Below are 19,566 nucleotides of genomic sequence, written 5' to 3'. Positions count from 1 at the left end.
TCCGGTTGGACTAGGTTGTCTTTTCCCCGATGCTCTGAGCCTGCGTGAACAGCAGCAGATAATCCGGGCCTCCGGCCTTGGAATCGGTGCCGCTCATATTGAAGCCGCCGAAGGGATGCGCGCCGACCATCGCGCCCGTGCACTTCCGGTTGAGGTAGAGATTGCCGACGTGAAACTCGTTCTGCGCCCGGTCGAGGTTCGCCCGCGAGTTGGAATAAATGGCTCCGGTCAGGCCGTACTCGGTGTTGTTGGCGATGGCGAGCGCCTCATCGAAGTTCTTCGATTTGATGACGGCAAGCACCGGCCCGAAGATCTCTTCCTGCGCGATACGGGCGGTGGATGCCACGTCTTTGATAACGGTGGGCGCGATGTAATAACCGCCCTCGGGCGTTTCGATGGCCTGGCCGCCGTTCAGAACGACCCCCTCGGTCTTTCCGATGTCGATATAGCCAAGGGCCTTGCGGTATGCCTTTTCGCTGATGACCGGTCCGGTATAAATGTTTTCGACCGGATCGCCGGTCTTGATCTCCGCTACCTTTGCCTGCAGGCGGTCGCAGAAGGTGTCATAGATCTCAGCATCGACGATGACGCGCGAGCAGGCAGAACACTTCTGGCCATTGAAACCGAAGGCGCTCGCCACCACTCCCTGCACGGCTGCGTCGAGGTCGCAGTCGTTGTCGACGATGATGGAGTCCTTGCCGCCCATCTCCAGAATCGTTCGCTTGATGAAGTGCTGGCCGGGCTGGGTGCGGGCGGCGCGCTCGTGAATCTGCAGGCCCACTGCCTTCGATCCGGTAAAGGCGATAAAGCGCGTCTGGGGATGCTCGACCAGCGCCGCTCCAAACTCTGCTCCTGCGCCGGGACACAAATTGACGACGCCATCCGGAAGGCCTGCCTCTTCGAGGAGGCTCATAAAGCGTGCGGCGATGGTAGGCGCGTCTTCAGACGGCTTGAGCACCACCGTGTTGCCGCAGACGATGGCTGCGGCCGTCATGCCGGCCATGATGGCGAAAGGGAAGTTCCACGGCGGAATGACCGCGCCGACGCCGAGCGGCAGATAACGAAGCTGGTTGCGCTCGCCGGGAAACTGGATAGGCGTGGTTGCGCTAGCCAGGCGAAGCGCCTCGCGTCCATAGAACTCCAGGAAGTCGATTGTCTCGCCTACGTCAGCATCAGCCTCGCCCCAGTTCTTGCCCACCTCGTAGATCAGCCATGCGCAGAACTCGAATTTACGCTCGCGGATGAGAGTCGCAGAACGGAACAAGAGTCCTGCCCGATCTATTGCGGATTGCCGGGTCCAGTCTGCGTAGGCTACCTGGGCGGCGTCAATCGCCTGCTGAACGTGCTCCGGGCCAGCCTTCGAGTGGATGCCTACCACCTGCTTTGGCCGTGCTGGATTGCTGGAAACGATCTTGCCTTCGGTCCGTACGCGCCGCCCCCCGATGACGAGGTCGTACCCACGGCCAAGCTGGCTCCCCACCTCGGCGAGCGCGGCCTGCATGGCACGCTTGTTCTCCCCGAGGGCGAAGTCGACGAACTCTTCGTTGACGAACGGGGCCTGGGCCGAACGGATGGTAACTTCAGCGGCATCCTGTGCAGGGGCTATCATGCCGTGATTTTAGCGCGAATCCACGTTTATCGGAGCCTGCCGACGGCCATCCATGCCCTTGGCCAGTAGATTTAGTTAAGTACTCAACTATTGCGGTACTCAACTATTCGACGCTAAACCATTTTTCAGAGCAGCTTGCCTTCAGACAGGTCCCGGATCAGTCCAAGGTCCGCCGCCAGGAAGTCATAGCCGGGCAGGGCAGCCAGCGAGACCCAGCGCATATCATTGAAGATCCGGTTTACCATCGGCCCCTGAAACTCCTTCACTACGAAGAACTGAAGGTCGACCGCGCCACCGTTGCGGTATTTATGCCGAATCTGCGCTACCCGTTGTCCGATCAGGGCCGAGATCCCCAGTTCCTCGTTCAACTCGCGAACCAGGGCCTCCTCCGGGCCTTCGCCGGGCTCGATCTTGCCGCCGGGAAACTCCCATTTCAGGCTCATTGGCTGGTCGGGCTTGCGTTGGCAGATGAACACTTCTGTCCCGCCCGTGCCTTCGCGCAGGATCAGCGCCGCTACCACCAGCCGCAAGGGCTTGGGCTGCGCCGTCTCAACCCGTTCTTCGAGCTTGCGGATGGAATCTCTCACCTGACTAACAGTTTAGACTCCAACCGGGCCTAAATGCTTCGTTCGTAATATTTAGCTGGCAGGTGCCACCGAAGCCGGGTAGTAAACCGGCCAGCCCTCGGCGGCGCTGCGCTCAACCAGCGCTGGAGTCGGGTTTACGGGGAACGCCCGCCGTGCAATCGCCAGCATGGCGGCATCGTGCACCGAGTTGCCGAAGACCGCATCCGGCGTGGTGATTTTCACGCGAGCGAGCGATGCGACCTTGCCCTCGTCGGTAGGCACATCGCAGATCGTCTCCGTTACCAGCCCATCTTTGATCGTGACGCAGGCTGCCAGCACCCGGTTTGCGGGAATCCCGAAGCGCTGCATGCCTTCTTCGATCACCCAGTCGCAGGTCGAACTGACCGCCCAGATATCCACATCGCGGCGGCGCAGTTCAGCCACCAGCTCCAGCATCTCGGGGAAGATGTTGCGCTCGATCTTGGTCTCGAAAAACTTCTTTGCAGCGCGGCGCATCTCGTCCTCGCGCAGGCCCTGATAGAGCTGCACCATCTCGCCGCAGATGACGATCTCGGAGACCTCGCCACGCTTATAACCGCGATATCGTCCATCGATCCAGTCCGTTGCCTCGCGGGAGACCAGTCCGGTCTCGATGGTCCAGTTCATGAAGGACGACCCGGCATCGCCCGACCATAGGGTTCCGTCGCAGTCGAAGACGGCGACGGTGGGGGACAGCTCATAGACTGCGGCGTGAAACTCGGTGGTGCTCAGACGGTGGGTCAATAGCGTGTTGCTTGGATTGCTCAAGGGAATACTCAACTTTTCTGCGCAAGGGATCGCGCACGATCGATTCAATCACTTTGAAGTTAACCTGATTTTACAATTCGGGCCTGTGGCTACCGGCAAAGATTCCGTGTAATTGGTTCTGGCGGAGTCGAGGCGATCAACGGCAAACGAGGATCCTCCGCCTTCGGCGAAGGATGACAAATCAGGGACGGGGAACTCAGGGACGCGAAACGCGATACTGCTCTACGCGGTACTGCTCTATTAGATCGGGGGCAGGCCGTTGACGATGGCGACGCCAGCGGGAGGATGGAAGATGAAATCCTCACTCTTTACTGGAATATTTTCTTCTATCCCACTAAAAGAAAACGATGTTATCGATCCGTCAAGCTCTTCAATCTGCATCTGCTCGATGATTCCAGTGGAGGTCACGCCTAGCGTCAGCGCCTTCACCCGCTGCGCCATGCCTTTGGGGACGCCGGTGATCTTGTAGTTGGAGCCATCTGGCGTGACGGTCAGGTTATCCAGCTCTTTCTGGAGCTGCGTGTGGCCCAGCAGGAAACGCAGGGGAGAGCGCAGGTCGTCCAGTTCCTTGGCGGGGACTCGCTGGGCCTGGGTGTCGCCCGGGGTATAGAACCAGGCGTATTTGCCGTCGAGCACGAAGACCTTGCCGACCGGCTTGTCGTAGTTCCAGCGCATGCGGCCCGGCTTTTTGAGCAGGAGCGTCCCCGATTCGGTGCGGTCCATGCCCATGCCGGTGTAATGCTCGGTGTAGTGGGCGCGCAGCGAGGTCAGGTGATTGTAGTGGTCATCTACCTTGTGGATCAGCGCGGCGTTGTTCTGCGCGAACAGGTGCGTAGCGCAGCAGGCGAACAGCAGTAGAACGGTCTTCTTCAACATTATTGAATGGGCTGGGTGCAGTTCGTTCCGCCGGTGGGGTCCTGGCGAATTGCGTTGTTTTCGTCGGAGCAGTAGCCATTATCGCCGGTCTTGCCGACGGCGTCGGGTACGGCCGTGATCTCGAACGACGTGTACATGTCCTGATTATTGATGGTCACCTTCGAGCAGTTGGTAATCGCGAAGGTGTATCCCGCCTTGTGTCCTTCGGCGAGATCGGGCGTGAGCAATTGCGCCGCCAGCGGCGTTGGGGCACCAGATTTGGGATCGCCGCCCAGTGATGCGATTGAGCAGGAAAACCCGTTTGCCGGATACGCCGAGTTGTACTGCAACTCGGCCTGCCCGATGGTGCGCACGGAGTTGATCGCCGAAGTCTGGTTGCCCGTCTTCTTGAGCTTCAGGAGTTGTGGAACGGCGAGCGTCATCAGGATCAGCATGATCGACATGACGATCAGCAGTTCAATCAGCGTGAAGCCTTCTTCAGCCTGTCGTGCAGCGCGTACCCGTCCCAAAGCCGTCTTCGCTATCGTCTTCGTCATCAATTCCTCGGCCATCCCGTATTCCGACATCGAACAAAACTCTATCAGACCTTAGCAGGCCAAATCTTCCCGCTCGACCTTCATCTCGCCGAGATTGCCGAGCAGCGTCAGCGCGATTGCCTCGGGGCGGAAGAGGTCCTGTGCCAGCGCCTGAATGTCCGCCGGGGTCACTGCGTTGATCTCCCGCGTAATCTCGTCTACTCCGAAGAAACGTCCGAAGTACATCTGCTGCCGTGCCAGATTCGCCATCCGGCTGCCCGAGCTTTCGAGGCCAATCACGATATTGCTCTTCAACTGGTCCTTGGCCCGCTTCAACTCGCCATCGCTTACGGTGTTTTCTTTGAGACGGCGCAACTCCTGCATGGTGAGCTGCAAAACCTGTTCGGTCTTGTCGACTGCTGTTCCGGCAAAGATACAGAGCGAGCCGGTATCGCGGAAGGGGTTCATCTCGGAGTAGATGGCATAGGCCAGTCCGCGGTCTTCACGGATGGTCTGGAAGAGGCGCGAGCTCATGCCGCCGCCCAGCATCGTGTTGAGCAGATAGATCCCGTATCGGTCGGGGTGGTTCACCGGGGGAGCGGGAACGCCGAGGCAAAGTTGCACCTGCTCCAGTGATTTTTTCCGCTTCAGCGTAATGTGCGGCGTCGCTACCGGGGAGGGAAGCTTGGGCAGCAGGCTGTCGCTGCTGGCGGCCAGCGAGCTGAACTGCTGCTCTACCTGCGCCACAAAGGCGTCATGGTCGAGGTTTCCGGCGGCCGAGAAGACCATGTTGCGCGGCGTGAACCGGCTGGCGTAGAAGTCGAAGATGATCTGCTGGTTGAAGCTCGAGACCGTCTTCTTCGTTCCCAGGATGGGGCGGCCGAGGGGGTCGTTCTTCCAGAAGTTCTGGGTGAAGATTTCGTGGACTAAGTAGTCGGGGTTGTCCTCGTCCATCTTGATCTCTTCGAGGATGACGCCCTGTTCGCGTACGAGTTCCTCGGGCGTAAACGTGGGGTGCAGCACCAGGTCGGCCAGTACATCGAGCGCCGGGGTCACGTTCTCGTCCAGCACCTTGATGTTAAAGCAGACCATCTCCTTACCGGTAAACGCGTCCAGATTGCCGCCGATGGTGTCCACCTCGCGGGCGATCTGCTTGGAGGACCGGGAGGTCGTCCCCTTGAACACCATGTGCTCCACAAAGTGCGAGACGCCGTTGATGGCGGCCTCTTCGTCGCGCGAGCCGGTCCCGATCCACACGCCCATCGATACGCTGCGCAGGTGGGGCATCGCCTCCGTCAATACGGTCAATCCGTTCGACAAAACGGTCTTGCGGATGTTCCGTTCGACGGCATTTCTTGTCAGGCCACTATCTTCAACCAGGGTTACAGACATGAATCTCCTTACCCTCCATTGTTTCACAGCAGGGTGGGGGATTGGTCGTCCGGGGCTGCGCGGAGTAAACTAGTGACAGCCCTCCGAAAGTCGCCCTATATCGCTATGTTGAACAAAGTAAAGATCGAAGCCGAAGCCACCGTGCAGCTAAAACCACTCTTCGGCCAGTCCCTTGACGAGCTTTCCAGCCTGATGGAGGCCCACGGCCAGCGTCCTTACCGGGCTGCCCAGCTTGCCGAGGCCGTCTATCGCCAGCGGGCTACCGGCCTGGACGAGATCACGACCTTGCCTGCAGAGCTGCGTGAGAGCTTTGCCGCCGAGGGCTATGCCATTGGCTTGCCAGAGATCGTCCAGACTGCCCGTTCGGTCGATGGCACGGAGCGCTATCTCGTCCGCATGGCTGATGGTGAGACGGTTGAGACGGTCTGGATGCCGGATGGCGATGGGGGTGAACGAGGTGACGGCTCCCTTGCGGCTGAGGAAGAGGAGAGCGAGGACAAGCCGGGCAATACGGCCAAGTTTCCCTATCGGCGGGCTACGATCTGTATCTCCAGCCAGGTCGGCTGTGCGGTCAACTGTCAGTTCTGCCTGACCGCTAAGCTGGGTATTCGACGTAACCTGACTCCGGGCGAGATCGCCGGGCAGGTCGCCGCTGTGCTTAACCGGCATCGGCTCGACCTTGGCAGCAGCCGCGGAAACCCGTCTCCGGCGCGCATCAACCTCGTCTTTATGGGGATGGGTGAGCCGTTTTTGAACTATGCCAATTTCATGGCTGCTGTCAGGCTGCTGGTCTACATGCGGATTCCCGAGTCGCGTATGACCGTCAGTACCTCGGGCATTCTGCCGGGGATTCTCGATTTCGCCAAGGAGACGGTGCGTCCTAAGCTGGCGGTCAGCCTTAATGCGCCCAACGATGTGATTCGCGAGTCCATCATGCCGATTACGCGCAAGTGGAATATCGCGGCGCTCTTTGAGGCGCTCGATACGATTCCGTTGCGCAACCGGGAGTGGATCACCTTCGAGTACGTCATGCTGGGCGGGATCAACGACTCCCTGGCCGATGCCGACGAGTTGATCGCGCTGGTCCGCAACATGCGCTGCAAGATCAATCTGATTGTGTGGAACTCGGGGCCCAACATGCCGTATCACGAGCCTCCGCAGGCTGGGGTGGCTGCGTTTCAGAGGCGCGTTATCGATGCCGGAATCGCGGCTTACATTCGTCGTCCGCGAGGCCGCGATATCTACGCCGCCTGCGGCCAGCTCAAGCGGACGGTGGAGTCGGAGCCTGTATCCGCGCCTCTAGTAGAGATTTCGTCTGCGGCCAGTCTTCCCGGATGATTGAAAACCAGACGCTGTGCCGCTGCGATCCGTCGGGCATGATGTAGTGGTTGCGGAATCGCCCCTCTTCGACGGCGCCGATCTTGCGCATGGCTTTTTGTGATTGCAGGTTCTCGTGGTGGGTCTTTAATGCCACGCGCCGCAGTTTCAGCTCTTCGAAGGCATAGGTAAGCTGCAATAACTTCGCTTCGGCGTTCAGGCCTGCGCCGTGAAGTTCCGGAGTCAGCCAGGTGTGTCCCAGCTCCGCGGTCTGATGTGCGCGGTCGAGATCGAAGAAGCGAGTGCTGCCGATGACTCTGTTCTCTGACTTCAAGACGGTAATCCAAGGCAGCGTCGTCCCGGCTTCCTGCAAGCGCAGGGCTTTTTCTACCCATTCGCGAAGATCTTGCGGAGACTTGATCACGATAGGCATATAGCGCCAGATGCGGTCATCGAAGGCCACTTTTTCGAGGCCGGGAAGATGCTCCAGCGTCATAGGCTCCAGCCTTACTCGCGTTCCTTCCAGCACCGGTATCTCGATCATCGTTCTATCTTCCTCTTCAATCCGCGCAGGCCCGTAGTTCGAGCAGGCTCTCTGCGACGCGGTCGTAGTCGTGCCGTAGCACGTCGCCCTCGTGCACGAAATTTCCTGTCAGGGGCTTAACTCCGAGTGCCTTCACTCGCTCCAGGTCGGCCTCGATCGGCTCCTGGCCCTCGCGGGCATACTGTTCCAGCCGGGTAGCGGAGATAGGCGCGGTGTTGATCAGCGCATAGTCGAAGATCGGAGACTTCGTCTGCCCGGCATGTTGCAGGATCTTTTCGATATGTTGCGAGGCAGATAGCCCCAGCGACTCATTTGCCTGCGTCATGAGGTTGCAAATAAATACCTTGGTTGCCTTCGAAGCTGCCAGCGCCTCGGGCACTCCGCTGACCAGAAGGTTTGGAATGAGCGAGGTGTAGAGCGACCCGGGGCCAAGCGTGATGATGTCGGCATGGGCGATCGCCTCCAGTGTCTCAGGGAGAGGGTGCGTGGTGGCCGGCTCCAGCATCAGCTTGACGATGCTTCGCTTGCTGGCGGTGATGTTCGTTTCGCCGCGAACGAAGGAGCCGTCGTCCATCTGCGCGGCCAGCGTGACATTGGTATTGGTCGCGGGGAAGATCTTGCCGCGGATGGCCAGAATCTGCGATGACATCTGGACTGCCTGCGCGAAGTCTCCGGTAATGTGCGAGAGCGCGGCGACGAAGAGGTTGCCGAAGCTGTGGCCCTCAAGCTCTCCCTGGTCGAAGCGGAACTGGAAGAGCTTCGAGAGCAGATGCTCGTCCTCGGACAAGGCGACCATGCAGTTGCGCACATCGCCCGGCGGCAGCATCTTGAAGTCCTCACGCAGACGTCCTGACGAGCCGCCGTCGTCGGTTACGGTCACCACCGCCGAAAGCTCGCGGATGATCCACCGGGTGTCGGTGCAGGGAAGCGCCGGACTATTGATCTGCTCCGGCGTTCGTGGCCGTTTGCGGCGGTCGCGCATGGGAACGTAGCGTTTAAGCCCTCGCAGCAAGGTCGACAATCCTGTGCCGCCACCCATGGCGACCACTCGAAGCTCTTTAGGACTGTCCCGGTTCGTCAACTCCATGCACAACTCTCCCACTAAATTCTCTGAGAGATGATTTTAGCGGGTTGGCGCGAAAATCTATTTGAGAACCGACTTGGCGGGTTATAGCTGTTCCCCTCCGGCTGTAGTGATGCAAGCCCGGAAGAAACGCAGATTCCCCTCGGGAATGACAACAAATAGGGGAATGACAACAAATAGGGCGAAGATGATCCGATAAAGGGTTACACCTATCGGAGAATTGCTCTAAGGTCGCTATACCTCGGGATAGAGCAGCTCCGTAAAGCGCGGATCGTCGGCCATGTCTTGAAAGTCCGAATCTCCTCGCGCCTGAATCCGATTCTTCGGGTTCTGCCGGATCGCCTCGGTCAGATGTTCGAGGCAGGTGTGCGAGTCGCCGGTCATGCTGGACAGCACCGCCAGGCCATAGAACGCGTAGTCGGCCTTGTCGTCTTGCTTGAGGATCGTCTTGAACTCTTCGCGCGCGTCTTCGTAGTGGCCGTCGTTCAGCAGCGAGACGGCGTAGTCGTAGCGCTCTTCGTTGCTCTTGAAGCTGGTCTTGCCTTTGCTGACCTGCAACAGGCAGGCGTTGATGTACATGCGAATGCGGTCGGCCAGCTCGCCTGCGCCTGCGGCCAACATCTTATCGAAGGCAGCGTGGGCCTTGTCGTACTTCCCCTCCTGCATCAACCGCAGCGCGGCTTCATAGTGCGCCAGCGCCTGCGCGCGCGCTGCGTCGTTGGGAACGGGGACAACGCCTGCCAGGGTTTTGGGGCGTTTTGAAGATGAGGAGGATGGTGCGGGTGCAGCCTTTGCCTGAGTCATTGATAATCCTGTCGCCGGATGGCGCTCCCAAGACTCCCGACGTTACGGAGAGCCAGTTCGTGTAAATAATCTTGTCTCGGTTTTATACCCACCTGCAAGCACAAGGTCAACTACCCGTCAGGGTCACCCGGTCTCAGCTTTCGCCGCTTTGCCGGCACCATACATCTTAGGGTTGAGATCTGGATCGTTATACATCTTCATCTGCCGGTAGAGTTTGAACCTTCGCGTCCCGGCGAGTGCCTCGGCCCATAGCGCGTCCAGGCATCCGGCCAGGTCGCTGCGCTGCTCCTCAAGTACTGCCAGCCGCGCTATGTTCTTCTGCCGGTGCGCCTCGGTTGCGGACGCTCTACGTGTCTCGTCTTGGGTGTGATAGATCTTCAGCGCCAGAATCGAGAGCCGGTCAATCATCAGGCCCGGCGTTTCGGAGTGCAGGGGAGCGACGGGGTTCTGCTCGCCTGCCAGCTCGATCAACCTATTGTCCAGCTTTTCAACCAGATCGTTGCGTTGCTGGTTCAGGCGGTCGATGGCATGTTTTACCGTGACGATCTCAGCATCGGTTGCGGCGGGGTCGCGAGCTTTATCCTCTTCGTGCCATAGATCGAAGTTGGCCCGGTGCTGCGCCTCGGCGAGACCCAGCAAGCCTTCGGCGTCGGTAGCGCCTTCGGCCCCATGCCATGCACGGGTTCTGTCATCCTGCATTGCGGTGATCGCAAGGGCGTTCAACATGTTCGATCCGCTCCTCTTCATCCAACGAGAACTTTATCAGGGTGCCGGTGGGGTTGCAGCATCGCGTTGAACCAAGCAGACTAAAGACAGACCATGCCATCCTCGACAAAACGAGTTCTCATCTATCGACTTGGCAGCCTGGGAGACACGCTCGTCGCGCTTCCGGCCCTTCATCTTGCCGCGCGCGCCTTCCCCGATGCCGAACGCCGCATGTTGACGAACTTCCCGGTCAACGTGAAAGCGCCGCCTGCCGCTGCCATTCTGGAGAACAGTGGCCTGGTAAAGAGCTATTATCGTTACTCGGTAGGCACACGGAATCCTCGTGAGCTGTTCTCGCTGTGGTGGCAGATCGTTCGATGGCGGCCTGAAGTCCTGGTCTATATCGGAGGTTCGCGGGGCGTCGAGTCGGCACGGCGCGATGCGAAGTTCTTTCGGCTCTGCGGTATCCGCCGCCTTATCGGAATTCCGGTAACTGAAGACATGCAGAAGAATCGCTGGCAGGAGGCTGAACAGGCGCTCGAGCCTGAGGGTGCGCGGCTGGTCCGCAATCTGGCAGAACTTGGCGATGGCCGCCTTGACGATCCTGAGAGTTGGGACCTGGGGCTCACACCGGAGGAGCAGGCCACCGCTGCCGAGGCTCTTCGTCCGGCGGGAGATCTTCCCATGATCGCTGTCAGCGTCGGCACGAAGGTGCAATCAAAGGACTGGGGCCGCGATAACTGGCGTGCTCTGCTGGCTAAGGTCGCTGCGCTCTATCCCGGCCACGCCCTGACGTTGAGCGGTTCGCCGCCAGAGAGCGAGGCCAGCGAGTTTGCTGCCGATGGTTGGCGCGAGGCGGGCGGGGGGCCGGTCATTAACCTCTGCGGCAAGCTCACTCCGCGCGAGAGCGCTGCGGCTTTTGCTCATGCACGTCTTTTTATCGGCCATGACAGCGGGCCGATGCATCTTGCTGCTGCTGTGCAGACTCCGTGTGTCGCTATCTTCGCCGCACGAAATAAACCCCGTGTCTGGTTTCCTTACGGCAGGCAGCATCGTATTGTCTATCACCAGACCGACTGCTGGGGCTGCGGTCTGGAGACATGTATCGTCGAGCGCAAGAAGTGCATCACATCGATCACCGTTGAAGAAGTCCTTACCAACATTCGTGACATCATAGGCACTGACTAGTCAAGCCAGATCACGGTCGCCACCGCAACTCTTTTATTGATTTACTTGTCGCTCCTATGGCTTAGTCTGCGACCATCTTTGAGACTCCCGCTATCTGTTGAAGCCAATCCTCGCTGTAGACGGGCCCCAGATCGCCTAAAGACACGGTATCTCCTGTCTCTATCTTTACCACCGACATATTGGAAATCAGTTTCAGGCGATCAATTCCCCCTATATGCGTGAGCTGCCCCGATCTGTCTCTTGAGCTACGGTTTTTGGATGCCAATGCGACCTTGTTCATCAAGGCTGAATCAAGGCGTTGGGCATAGTCCTCGCGAATAAAAAAAGCGTCATTCGCAGCCGAGGTCGTTCCAACGAATCTGTATCCCTTTCGCGCAGCCAGAGAGCGTAGAGCGGCAATAGAGGCACCGAAGTACAAGTGACTGAAGTGACTGCGGCTGGATATAAATTCCGGGTCGTAGGGAACAGAGATCGCTTGTAAATCTCCGAACACTGCGTTGTATTCGCAAACACAGATGACTGGTTGAATTACGCTGATCGCTTCCCATACCCAATAGTCATTTCCATCGACATCGATGCTGAGGAGTCCCACTTCTCCACTAAAACCGGCGCTCTCAATCAGATCATTAACGTTTTCCCGAGTGATAAACGCAGATTTCGCGGTGAGATCATAACGCCAGAAGAGAGGGTCTCTTTTGAGATTCTCGGCCAATGCCGGATCGCCATCCATTACCAACCCTCGCCAGTTACGATTCTCCAGTAAAAACCGGGTATTCGCTTCGCGATAGCTTTCCACCCCGAACTCGACGAAAGTATGCAGGTGGACTGGGATGGCGGCGCGCTCTATCAGCCAATCAATAATTCCATCTTCGCCCCATTGAGAGAATACCTTGAACTCTATTTCCTGTAGTGATTGGATTTTTTCCCTAGAGCGGGTCTGCCAGCAAGCCATGCGGCCTTGAAGAAGCTGCGAATCATAAATTCTTTCTTCGCCTGCTTGAATCTTTGCTTCAAGTGCACCATTCATGGATTTTCTTATGCGATGAAGCAGCTTTGATTTAAAGGACTTGGGAACCATCGCTTTATCCTATAACTCAGGTTGCCTGAAGCGAAATCGTCACGGGATCATTTGTTTCTGTAAAGTCTCTGGTGATGTGCATGCCTATCCGTCGCCCAAAAACAACAATTTAAAGTTGCGTTGACCAGTAATTTTTGCTCTACGGACGCTCTATGCATCACTTTTCGAAATTTCACAAGAAGATGCGATGATGGAAGATAAGGAGTCCTCCCAAAAAATGTTGCCCGAACTCCACTCCGTTCTGAACCTTCTCGAAGGTGGCTTCAGCCAACTTAAAGTACTGGTCATCGGCGACATAATGCTCGACCGCTATATTCACGGCGATGTCGACCGCATCTCTCCCGAAGCTCCGGTGCCGGTGATCCGCCATGCTCAACGTTATGAGCGTGCTGGCGGCGCTGCCAATGTGGCCATGAACCTGGCCGGGCTAGGTTGCCAGGCGATCCTCAGTGGCTTCTGGGGCAGCGATATGGAGCAGGGCGAGCTCGCTGCCATTCTCGACCACGCCGGTGTGGATACTGTGGGCGTAGTTACGAGTTCGCAGCCGACCATCTCCAAGACCCGCATCGTCGGACGCAACCAGCAACTGTTGCGTCTCGACATCGAGAGCCGCGATACGCCGCCGGAGATTGAATTGAGAAGGCTGATTGACCGCGCTACGGAGCTGGTCAGCAAAGTCCACGCCGTGGTGCTCTCGGACTACGCCAAGGGCGCGCTTACCAATCAGCTATGTGCTGCCGTGATTAATGCTGCTCGCATTGCCAAAATTCCCATTCTTGCCGATCCGAAAACGCCTGATTTCAGCAAGTACAAGGGAGCGACCACGGTTTGCCCGAACCTTGGCGAACTGTCGCTCGCCACAGGCGTCTCCGCACACCAGACCGATGCCATACTGACGGCTGCTCAACCGCTGATCTCCGAAAATGACTTCCAATATTTAACCGTCACCATGAGCGAGAAGGGAATTACGCTGCTTCGCCGTGACAGCAGTTTTCATTCTCCGGCGCGGGCCCGCGAGGTCTTTGACGTCTCCGGTGCGGGGGACACCGTCATTGCTACTCTGGCTGCGTGCCTCGCCGGTGGGCTTCAGATCGAGACTGCCATCGAGCTTGCCAATCTTGCTGCGGGCATCGTCGTCGGCAAGGTGGGAACGGTTCCTATCGCCGGACACGAACTGGTGGCTGTGCTCACTCCCAGTTCCGGGGTTACGGCGGGAGAGAAGATCCTCGATCTGGACCATGCCAAAAATCGCGTCGCCGAGTGGCGCGCTTCGGGCGAGACGATCGTCTTCACCAACGGCTGCTTCGATCTTCTTCATGTCGGCCACATTACGCTGCTCGAAGATTGCCGCCGTTTCGGCTCGAAGCTTGTCCTTGGCCTGAATGCAGATGCGTCGATCTGCCGTCTGAAAGGGCCGTCGCGGCCTATCGTCGGCGAACGCGAGCGGGCCCGCGTCATGGCTGCCCTGGCTGCCGTGGATGCGGTCGTTCTCTTTGAAGAAGACACTCCGGTTGAACTGATTCGTGCGCTTCGGCCCAATGTTCTGGTTAAGGGCGGCGACTACACCGTTGAAACCGTTGTCGGCCATGAAGACGTTATCGCTGCCGGAGGGCGCGTCGAGATCGTCCCTACTGTCGAAGGTTTCTCTACGACGAACATCGTCAAAAAACTTACCGCGAACAACGCGCAAAGCGAGGAGAACTAAACCGTGATTATCGTGACCGGCGGAGCAGGCTTTATCGGCAGCAATCTTGTCCACCAACTGAATCAGGCTGGCGAACGCGACATTCTGGTCGTCGACAATCTCGCCCCTGCGCCTAATCTGAGTGGGCCTAAGTTCCTCAATCTTGCAGGGGCTGAGTACGCGGACTACATGGACAAGAAGGAGTTCCGCGCCGCGCTGAAGGCAGGAGACTTTGAGGGGGCAAAGATTCGCGCCATTTTGCATCAGGGCGCGTGCTCCAATACGCTCGAAGACGATGGGCGCTACATGATGGACAACAACTTCACCTACTCCAAGGAGTTGTTGCACTTCGCGTTAGACAGGAAGATTCCTCTTGTCTACGCCTCTACGGCGGCCGTCTATGGGGCGAGCACGGAGTTCAGAGAAGTTCCGGCGAACGAGCGGCCATTAAACGTCTATGGCTACTCGAAGCTGGTCTTCGATAATTACCTGCGCCGCCTGCTGCCAGAGATCAAGAGCACGGTCGTGGGCTTGCGCTACTTCAACGTCTACGGTCCGCGCGAACAGCACAAAGGACGCATGGCCAGCGTCATCCACCACTTCACCCGCCAACTGAAAGATATCGGGACGATCCGCATGTTCGAGGGCTCGGGTGGCTACAGCAATGGAGAGCAGCGGCGCGATTTTGTCTTTGTCAAAGATCTTGCGCGCATCAACATGTTCTTCGGAGGTCTGCTTCCCGATAGCCCTCGCAAGCCCGTGCAAGCGATCGTCAATGCCGGTACAGGGGAAGCGCGCACCTTCAAGGCGGTGGCAGAAGCCTTGATGCAGGTGCATGGTCCAGGGAAGATTGAATACATCCCTTTTCCCGGAGACCTCAAGAACCGATATCAGCACTATACGCAGGCTGATGTCGTCGGTCTCCGCGTTGCTGGATACGCCGCGCCTTTTACCTCGCTCGAAGAAGGTGTGAAGCAAACCTTTATCGAGGAACCAGCGCTCTAATTGTTGTGTTCAGTTAGAGGGCCGTCGCACCGGCAACCTTCGCCGCGCTTATGAAGCGCGATACGATAAGCATTGTTCAGTAAGGAGTAATTCATATGAAGAAATCGAATGGATCAAAGGAAAACCTGAAGAGCAGGCAGGAAGCGCCGCTCGCCACTCCAACCGACGTGAAGGCGGCGGCCACAAAGGACATTACAGCCGCCATGAATGGAATTTTGGCGGATGTCTTCGCGCTTTATCTGAAGACCAAAAACTTTCACTGGCATATGAGCGGACCGCATTTTCGCGACTATCACCTGTTGCTCGATGAGCAGGGTGACCAACTCTTTGCCATGACAGATCCGATTGCCGAACGCGTTCGCAAGATAGGCGGAACAACGCTGAGGTCGACCGGCCAGATCGCCCGGTTGCAGCGAATCTCCGATAACGATGCCAACTATGTCGAGCCGGCGGATATGCTCGCCGAGTTGCGCGAAGACAACCAGGACTTGACCAAGCGCCTGCGCGAGGCCCATGGCACCTGCGACGATCACGGCGATGTCGCCACGGCCAGCCTGATCGAAAACTGGATCGACGAAACCGAACGGCGTACTTGGTTCCTGTTTGAAACAAGCCGCCGTGGAGACTCGACCGGGCACTAAAGCTTATCGGCATGGCCAGGCAGTATCGACCTATAGAACGGTGTGGCTAACGAGTTTCCAAGCAGACACTTACAACCCATCGATAGGTCGATACTGCCTAAACTTTGCTCTTGAGATAGCTTTTTCCCGGAGCTCCTCGCACACTGAAACTGGAATCACCCTCTTGTATGGCTTATCCGGCGGTACCGTTCCATGGAACGGCTTCCACCCGCAGGGTCTGTAGGGTATCTTGGGGTTACACTCCCCATGGGCCAGCAGAGCATCCCGCCGCCATCGCGCCGCCTTCCCCTTTCGTTCGGGGTGGTGCTCCTGCTGTTTTTCTTCGCCTTATTTGGACACGCCCAAATTCCGGCGACTACAGTTCCGCTCATTCTTCCGTCGGCCATTGTTTACGACGCCGCAGGCAATCTCTACATCGCTGAGACGGGCAACCATGTTGTCCGCAAAGTGGATACGGCAGGGAACATCACCACGATTGCGGGCCCCGGAACGCAGGGATTCAGTGGCGATAATGGTCCGGCGAGTGCCGCGCTTCTGGATTCTCCGCAAGGTCTTGCGCTTGCGGCGAGTAATCTCTATATCGCGGATACGCACAACCACCGGATCCGCAGGGTCGACCTTAGCAGCGGCACGATCACTACCATCGCGGGTTCGACCCCTGGCTTCGGCGGCGACAATGGCCCGGCCACGGCGGCGCAACTGAATCTTCCTACTGCGTTGGCGCTCGATGGCAGCAATAACCTCTACATCGCCGATACGCAGAACCATCGCATTCGCAAGCTCAATCTGACCACCGGCCAGATCAGCACCATGGCAGGCAACGGCACGCAGGGCTATAGCGGCGATGGTGGCCCAGCGACAGCAGCCGCCATCGACTCTCCCGCCGGGCTGGCTGTGGATGCAAATCAAAATCTCTATCTGGCCGATACGCACAACCATCGCATCCGAAAAATCTCGGCGGCTACCGGAAGGATCACCACGATTGCAGGTGCGTCCGCAGGCTTCAGCGGCGACAACGGCACGGCCTCTGCGGCGCGCTTCTCGCTTCCGCATGGCCTCAGCATCGATGGGGCGGGGAACCTTTACATTGCCGATACCGCTAACCACCGCATCCGCCGCATCGACGCTACTACTGGTGCCATCACCACCATTGCCGGCGATGGCACGCAAGGCTTCAGCGGCGATGGGGGGCCAGCGACGGCAGCCAGCCTTGACTCTCCCCGCGCTACCAACCTTACGGCGACTGGCGTTGCGACCCTTACCGATACTGCGAATGAGCGCGTCCGCCAGCTCGACACGCAGCCTGCTCCTGATATTCATACCATCGCCGGACTCACGACCACACCGATCAACACGCTTACGCTTACCGCTCCGGCTACCATCGTCTACGGCAGCGGACAGCTCACGGCCACGCTTGCGTCGTCTAGCGCAACCGGCTCGATCACCTTTACGCTGCTCGATCCGAAGACGGCCACGGGCACGACTCTTGAAACCGCGCCGCTCACTGCCAACACGGCTACCTTTGATACGAGTGCTCTTTCGGTGGGGAGCTACAGCGTGCTCGCCTCCTACGTTGGGGATCAGCCCTCATCGCAAAGCCAGCCGCTGACGTTCAGCATCACGCCTCGCCCGCTGGTTGCTACGCCGGACCCTGTCACACTGCTCTACGGCCAGCCTATTCCTGCGTTAACGGGAAGGCTTTCCGGCGATCTGCCCCAGGACGACGCCAATCTTACCGCTACATTTACCGCGCCTGTCGCAGTCTTTGCGCCGGTCGCGACTTACCCCATCACCTCTGCGCTGATGGGAATGGCTGCAAAGAACTACAGCTTCACCGCCGTGCCTGCAAGTGTAACCATCGCCCCTGCTCCCACCATTGCGACGCTCACACCGTCGGCTACCTCGATCATCGCCGGAGCACCGCTGACGCTCACCGCCAGCGCTGCGCCAACTACGGCAGGGACTCCTACCGGCGCTATCACTTTCAAGGACGGAGCGACTGCCATCTTTACGGGAACCAATCCCGCGACCTATACCACCAGCACGCTCGCTCTCGGTGCGCACACGCTTACCACGCTTTATGCCGGAGATCGAAATTTCATCGCCAGTGCTTCCAATTCTTTGCAGATTATCGTGGTCGCCGCACCTCCTAACGCTGCCGACTTTAGCTTCACTCCCAGCGGACCGACCTCGCAGACCATTCCCTCGGGCGGTTCGGCTAACTTCAACTTCACGCTGCAAATTCAGGGCGCTGCGCTTTCGAGCCCGATCACACTGGCTGCGAGCGGCCTTCCTCCGCTGGCGACAGCCTCGTTCAATCCTGCGTACCTGCCTCCTGGAGCGACGCCCTATAGCTTTACGTTGACGATCAACACGCCGCAGACTACGGCGCTTGGCAGAGGACTCAGAAGCCCACTGCTTGGTCTTTTGCTTTTTCCCTTCTTGGGCATCGCGTTGCGCAAGCGAGTTCGCGGCAATTTTCTGAGCTTCGTTGCCTGCGCCGTGATCGTCAGTGGGCTTACATTTTGTTCCGGCTGTGGAGACCGGGTGAACACGGGAAGCGGCTCTGCCAGCCCGCCTAAGGCTTACACGATCACCGTTACTGGAACGGCTACCACTCCTGCCGGAGGCACGATCCAGCATTCCACCACGGTCAACCTGCTCGTAGAGTCCTCCGACTAGCTAGAATAGGAACATGCTGCTTGAAGGCCTTCATCTCCCTCTGACCACGCCCTTTTATCCCGATGGTCGATTGAACCTCCGCAAACTCGAACACAACGTAGCCGCCTACTCCAAGAGTCCGGTCTCGGCCATCGCCGTGCTGAGCCGTCATGGCGAGCCCACAATGCTCTCGGACGAGGAGACGCGGCAGACTCTGCAAATTGCTATCGAAGCCGCTGCTTCTGAGAAGGTCATGCTCGCTGGAATTTCGCGCGACAGCGTTCACGAGACGCTTGCGATTGCTGACCACGCTGCGGCCCTCGCTTATGATGCTGCGCTGGTCGCGCCGCCGTCATTTTTGCAAGCGGTGGCTGCTGCGCGTCAGGCAAAAGAGTTGCTGACTTATTTCCAGGCCGTTGCTGATCGTGCGGCACTGCCCATTGTGCTCGACGCAACTGGCGCGAGCCTGCCGATTGAGATTGTGATCGAGCTTGCAGGTCATCCACGCATTCTCGGGCTGGTCGACGGCAAGCTGACCTCGGAACGCGTTGCGGAACTTAAGCGGGTGACAGCCGCCATCAAGCGCGATGTTACCGTGACCCCGGTCTTTGCGGCGGTAACTGGACGAATGCTGGCTCCGCAGCAAGCCGCGTCGACGCTCTCGACTGGCGGCGGTGCTGCGCTTACGGTGCTTTCGGCTACACCGGGGATCAAGACTCGCATCAAGGGTGTGGGCTTTCAGATTCTGGCGGGGAACACTGTGACCATGCTCGATGCGTTGCTGGCCGGTGCCGTTGGCGCGATGCCTGCGTTTGCGGCGTGTGCGCCGCAGGCTACCTACGAGGTCATCGCCGCATGGAAGGATGGCGACCGCGGGCTCGCCGAAGAGAAGCAGCAGCGTCTGCAGGCGGCGGCAAAATATATCGAAGAAGAGGTAGGGACCGCCGCGATCAAATTCGGCTGCGACCTGAATGGCTACTTCGGTGGACTGCCTCGTCTGCCGCTGTTGCCACCAAGTGGCGAAGATCGCACACAAATTGAGTCGCTGCTGCAAGGTCTGCGCAACTGAACTCTTATACTGGATGAGTTG

The 19,566-nt window shown here is 58.5% G+C and carries 18 protein-coding genes; 7 read left to right on the top strand and 11 right to left on the bottom strand.

Annotated elements, in window-relative coordinates; all coding sequences use genetic code 11:
* Positions 1 to 10: 10 nt before the first annotated feature.
* The 6 genes from pruA to GSQ81_RS01035 all read right to left on the bottom strand — a co-directional run bounded on the left by pruA (position 11) and on the right by GSQ81_RS01035 (position 5,765).
* The gene (gene pruA / locus GSQ81_RS01060) at positions 11 to 1,609 is read right to left on the bottom strand and encodes an L-glutamate gamma-semialdehyde dehydrogenase (RefSeq protein WP_158908900.1); all 1,599 of its coding nucleotides are present in this window, start codon (positions 1,607 to 1,609) and stop codon (positions 11 to 13) included.
* A gap of 125 nt (positions 1,610 to 1,734) precedes the next feature.
* Positions 1,735 to 2,196 carry a (deoxy)nucleoside triphosphate pyrophosphohydrolase gene (locus GSQ81_RS01055; protein WP_158908899.1) on the bottom strand — a complete coding sequence of 154 codons (462 nt, stop codon included), beginning with the start codon at positions 2,194 to 2,196 and terminating at the stop codon, positions 1,735 to 1,737.
* Positions 2,197 to 2,247: 51 nt separating this feature from the next.
* Positions 2,248 to 2,982: an HAD family phosphatase gene (locus GSQ81_RS01050; RefSeq protein WP_254059919.1), complete on the bottom strand. Its 735-nt coding sequence runs from the start codon at positions 2,980 to 2,982 to the stop codon at positions 2,248 to 2,250.
* A 240-nt stretch (positions 2,983 to 3,222) separates the two neighbouring features.
* Positions 3,223 to 3,858 (bottom strand): outer membrane lipoprotein chaperone LolA, encoded by a 636-nt coding sequence (gene lolA, locus GSQ81_RS01045; RefSeq protein ID WP_158908898.1) that lies wholly within the window; start codon positions 3,856 to 3,858, stop codon positions 3,223 to 3,225.
* Positions 3,858 to 4,394 carry a prepilin-type N-terminal cleavage/methylation domain-containing protein gene (locus GSQ81_RS01040; protein WP_158908897.1) on the bottom strand — a complete coding sequence of 179 codons (537 nt, stop codon included), beginning with the start codon at positions 4,392 to 4,394 and terminating at the stop codon, positions 3,858 to 3,860. Before GSQ81_RS01040 ends, lolA begins: the two co-directional genes overlap by 1 nt.
* A gap of 51 nt (positions 4,395 to 4,445) precedes the next feature.
* Positions 4,446 to 5,765, bottom strand: a complete 1,320-nt coding sequence (locus GSQ81_RS01035) for a pitrilysin family protein (RefSeq protein ID WP_158908896.1) — start codon at positions 5,763 to 5,765, stop codon at positions 4,446 to 4,448.
* A gap of 72 nt (positions 5,766 to 5,837) precedes the next feature.
* Here GSQ81_RS01035 and rlmN point away from each other — a divergent pair, with 72 nt between their 5' ends.
* Positions 5,838 to 7,103, top strand: coding sequence for a 23S rRNA (adenine(2503)-C(2))-methyltransferase RlmN (gene rlmN, locus GSQ81_RS01030; RefSeq protein WP_318523856.1), 1,266 nt, complete (start codon positions 5,838 to 5,840; stop codon positions 7,101 to 7,103).
* On the opposite strand, the gene GSQ81_RS01025 is transcribed toward rlmN, so the two are convergent.
* From GSQ81_RS01025 to GSQ81_RS01010, 4 genes are all read right to left on the bottom strand, one after another.
* On the bottom strand, positions 7,027 to 7,626 hold the full coding sequence (locus GSQ81_RS01025; protein ID WP_158908895.1) for a GNAT family N-acetyltransferase: 600 nt from the start codon (positions 7,624 to 7,626) through the stop codon (positions 7,027 to 7,029). The genes rlmN and GSQ81_RS01025 overlap by 77 nt on opposite strands.
* A 16-nt stretch (positions 7,627 to 7,642) precedes the next feature.
* Positions 7,643 to 8,713 carry a gluconeogenesis factor YvcK family protein gene (gene yvcK / locus GSQ81_RS01020; protein WP_158908894.1) on the bottom strand — a complete coding sequence of 357 codons (1,071 nt, stop codon included), beginning with the start codon at positions 8,711 to 8,713 and terminating at the stop codon, positions 7,643 to 7,645.
* A 231-nt stretch (positions 8,714 to 8,944) separates the two neighbouring features.
* Positions 8,945 to 9,514, bottom strand: a complete 570-nt coding sequence (locus GSQ81_RS01015) for a lipopolysaccharide assembly protein LapB (RefSeq protein WP_158908893.1) — start codon at positions 9,512 to 9,514, stop codon at positions 8,945 to 8,947.
* A 123-nt stretch (positions 9,515 to 9,637) separates the two neighbouring features.
* Positions 9,638 to 10,240 (bottom strand): DUF4254 domain-containing protein, encoded by a 603-nt coding sequence (locus tag GSQ81_RS01010; RefSeq protein WP_158908892.1) that lies wholly within the window; start codon positions 10,238 to 10,240, stop codon positions 9,638 to 9,640.
* Positions 10,241 to 10,333: 93 nt separating this feature from the next.
* Here GSQ81_RS01010 and GSQ81_RS01005 point away from each other — a divergent pair, with 93 nt between their 5' ends.
* Positions 10,334 to 11,407, top strand: a complete 1,074-nt coding sequence (locus tag GSQ81_RS01005) for a glycosyltransferase family 9 protein (protein WP_158908891.1) — start codon at positions 10,334 to 10,336, stop codon at positions 11,405 to 11,407.
* 61 nt (positions 11,408 to 11,468) lie between these two features.
* Here GSQ81_RS01005 and GSQ81_RS01000 read toward each other — a convergent pair whose 3' ends face one another.
* Positions 11,469 to 12,485, bottom strand: a complete 1,017-nt coding sequence (locus tag GSQ81_RS01000) for a hypothetical protein (RefSeq protein ID WP_254059918.1) — start codon at positions 12,483 to 12,485, stop codon at positions 11,469 to 11,471.
* 217 nt (positions 12,486 to 12,702) lie between these two features.
* Here GSQ81_RS01000 and hldE point away from each other — a divergent pair, with 217 nt between their 5' ends.
* From hldE to GSQ81_RS00975, 5 genes are all read left to right on the top strand, one after another.
* On the top strand, positions 12,703 to 14,190 hold the full coding sequence (gene hldE, locus GSQ81_RS00995; RefSeq protein WP_158908890.1) for a bifunctional D-glycero-beta-D-manno-heptose-7-phosphate kinase/D-glycero-beta-D-manno-heptose 1-phosphate adenylyltransferase HldE: 1,488 nt from the start codon (positions 12,703 to 12,705) through the stop codon (positions 14,188 to 14,190).
* A gap of 3 nt (positions 14,191 to 14,193) precedes the next feature.
* Complete coding sequence (gene rfaD, locus GSQ81_RS00990) at positions 14,194 to 15,174, top strand: ADP-glyceromanno-heptose 6-epimerase (protein ID WP_158908889.1); 981 nt, start codon at positions 14,194 to 14,196, stop codon at positions 15,172 to 15,174.
* A gap of 95 nt (positions 15,175 to 15,269) precedes the next feature.
* Entirely contained in the window at positions 15,270 to 15,815 is a 546-nt protein-coding gene (locus tag GSQ81_RS00985; RefSeq protein ID WP_158908888.1) for a Dps family protein, read from the top strand.
* Between the two features lie 192 nt (positions 15,816 to 16,007).
* Positions 16,008 to 18,497, top strand: coding sequence for an Ig-like domain repeat protein (locus GSQ81_RS00980; RefSeq protein WP_254059917.1), 2,490 nt, complete (start codon positions 16,008 to 16,010; stop codon positions 18,495 to 18,497).
* A 13-nt stretch (positions 18,498 to 18,510) separates the two neighbouring features.
* Positions 18,511 to 19,545 carry a dihydrodipicolinate synthase family protein gene (locus GSQ81_RS00975; protein WP_158908887.1) on the top strand — a complete coding sequence of 345 codons (1,035 nt, stop codon included), beginning with the start codon at positions 18,511 to 18,513 and terminating at the stop codon, positions 19,543 to 19,545.
* Positions 19,546 to 19,566: the final 21 nt, after the last annotated feature.

It is taken from the genome of Granulicella sp. L56, from assembly GCF_009765835.1.
Lineage (GTDB): Bacteria > Acidobacteriota > Terriglobia > Terriglobales > Acidobacteriaceae > Edaphobacter.
This window is presented reverse-complemented; position numbering and strand designations above follow the sequence as displayed.

What these genes read in the sequence shown, in the direction of transcription:
- pruA (WP_158908900.1), bottom strand. Translation starts at nt 1,609, where the DNA reads ATGATAGCCCCTGCACAGGATGCCGCTGAAGTTACCATCCGTTCGGCC.
- GSQ81_RS01005 (WP_158908891.1), top strand. Translation starts at nt 10,334, where the DNA reads ATGCCATCCTCGACAAAACGAGTTCTCATCTATCGACTTGGCAGCCTG.
- lolA (WP_158908898.1), bottom strand. Translation starts at nt 3,858, where the DNA reads ATGTTGAAGAAGACCGTTCTACTGCTGTTCGCCTGCTGCGCTACGCAC.
- GSQ81_RS01000 (WP_254059918.1), bottom strand. Translation starts at nt 12,485, where the DNA reads ATGGTTCCCAAGTCCTTTAAATCAAAGCTGCTTCATCGCATAAGAAAA.
- yvcK (WP_158908894.1), bottom strand. Translation starts at nt 8,713, where the DNA reads ATGGAGTTGACGAACCGGGACAGTCCTAAAGAGCTTCGAGTGGTCGCC.
- GSQ81_RS00975 (WP_158908887.1), top strand. Translation starts at nt 18,511, where the DNA reads ATGCTGCTTGAAGGCCTTCATCTCCCTCTGACCACGCCCTTTTATCCC.
- GSQ81_RS00985 (WP_158908888.1), top strand. Translation starts at nt 15,270, where the DNA reads ATGAAGAAATCGAATGGATCAAAGGAAAACCTGAAGAGCAGGCAGGAA.
- GSQ81_RS01040 (WP_158908897.1), bottom strand. Translation starts at nt 4,394, where the DNA reads ATGACGAAGACGATAGCGAAGACGGCTTTGGGACGGGTACGCGCTGCA.
- GSQ81_RS00980 (WP_254059917.1), top strand. Translation starts at nt 16,008, where the DNA reads ATGGAACGGCTTCCACCCGCAGGGTCTGTAGGGTATCTTGGGGTTACA.
- GSQ81_RS01015 (WP_158908893.1), bottom strand. Translation starts at nt 9,514, where the DNA reads ATGACTCAGGCAAAGGCTGCACCCGCACCATCCTCCTCATCTTCAAAA.
- GSQ81_RS01025 (WP_158908895.1), bottom strand. Translation starts at nt 7,626, where the DNA reads ATGATCGAGATACCGGTGCTGGAAGGAACGCGAGTAAGGCTGGAGCCT.
- GSQ81_RS01035 (WP_158908896.1), bottom strand. Translation starts at nt 5,765, where the DNA reads ATGTCTGTAACCCTGGTTGAAGATAGTGGCCTGACAAGAAATGCCGTC.
- hldE (WP_158908890.1), top strand. Translation starts at nt 12,703, where the DNA reads ATGTTGCCCGAACTCCACTCCGTTCTGAACCTTCTCGAAGGTGGCTTC.
- GSQ81_RS01010 (WP_158908892.1), bottom strand. Translation starts at nt 10,240, where the DNA reads ATGTTGAACGCCCTTGCGATCACCGCAATGCAGGATGACAGAACCCGT.